Below are 1,288 nucleotides of genomic sequence, written 5' to 3' on the forward strand. Positions count from 1 at the left end.
GGGTGTGGGACCTGCTGGCGATGGGGCCTCGCAAGGCGGAGCAGCGCGCGCTCATTGCCCGCGCCATCGGCCCGGTGTGGGAGGTGAACCACGTCTGGCTCATCGTCGGGCTGGTGCTGCTGTTCAGCGGCTTCCCGCGCGCCTTCGCGGCGCTGAGCGTGGCCTTGCACGTGCCCCTGACGCTGCTGGTGCTGGGCATCGTGTTCCGGGGCACGGCGTTCACCTTCCGCGCCTACGACACGCGCGGCGACGCCGTGGAGCGCCGCTGGGGTGTGCTCTTCAGCGGGGCGAGCGTGGTGGCGCCGCTGCTGCTGGGCATGTGCGTGGGCGCGGTGGCCAGCGACGCCATCCGCATGCAGGGGCACGCGGTGGTGAGCGGCTTCTTCGCGTCGTGGACGTCCCCGTTCGCGCTGTCGGTGGGCGTGCTGACGCTGGGGCTGTTCGCGTTCCTGGCGGCGGTGTACCTCACGCACGAGGCGCCCACGCCGGAGCTGGCGGAGGACTTCCGGCGCCGGGCACTGGTGACGGGCGGGCTGCTGTTCCCGCTGGCCTTCGCCGTGCTGCTGCTGTCGCGGGAGGGGGCGCCCCGGGTGTGGACGGGGCTGTCGCAGACGTCCTACGCGCTGGCGCTGCACGTGGGCACGGCGGTGGCGGCGGTGACGGCCTTCGCGCTGTTGTGGAAGCGGCGCTTCCGGGCCGCGCGGGTGGCGGCGGCCACGCAGGCGGGGCTCATCGTGCTGGGGTGGGCGGTGTCGCAGGCGCCGTACCTCGTGTACCCGGGCCTCACGCTGCGAAGCGCGGCGGCGTCGCCGACGGTGCAGAAGCTGCTGCTGGTCGCGCTCGCGGTGGGGGCGGTGACGGTGGTGCCGTCGCTGGTGCTCCTGTTCCGAGTCTTCCGGCCCCAGCCTCCCGGAGCTCCGCCCGGGGTTTCTTCGACGCCTACTTGAGGACGGGGAAGAGGGGCGGGTGGACGACGCGGGGCTTCTCGTCGCCCCGGGCCACGAGCACCTGGGCGCCTTCGAGCAGCTCCTCGGCGTCCAGCGCCTCCACCACGGTGCGCGCGGCCGTCTCCGGATCCATCACGCGGCAGTGCACGCGCATGCGGCCCTCTTCCGTCTCGCCGCCCTCCACCTCGCCGTTGCCCGTCCAGCCGAGCGCGTCCGTGAGCAGCTCCTCCACGGCGTTGCGCTGCTCGAAGTCGTGGCCGCTGCCCTTGCCCTTCACGGCGTACTCCACGAGGAGCACGGCCATGGCGTCCGGCTCGGGCTCGTCGTAGCCGGCGTCCACG

Annotated in this window: 2 protein-coding genes; one reads left to right on the plus strand and one right to left on the minus strand. The window is 73.7% G+C overall.

Features of this window, described 5'->3' with window-relative positions:
• A partial coding sequence (locus D7V93_RS43100) for a cytochrome d ubiquinol oxidase subunit II (protein WP_147451686.1) occupies positions 1 to 947 on the plus strand: 947 nt, incomplete at its 5' end.
• Here D7V93_RS43100 and D7V93_RS43105 read toward each other — a convergent pair.
• A partial coding sequence (locus tag D7V93_RS43105) for a hypothetical protein (RefSeq protein ID WP_120648682.1) occupies positions 940 to 1,288 on the minus strand: 349 nt, incomplete at its 5' end. The genes D7V93_RS43100 and D7V93_RS43105 overlap by 8 nt on opposite strands.

Source organism: Corallococcus llansteffanensis (assembly GCF_003612055.1).
In the GTDB taxonomy this organism is placed as follows: Bacteria; Myxococcota; Myxococcia; order Myxococcales; family Myxococcaceae; genus Corallococcus; species Corallococcus llansteffanensis.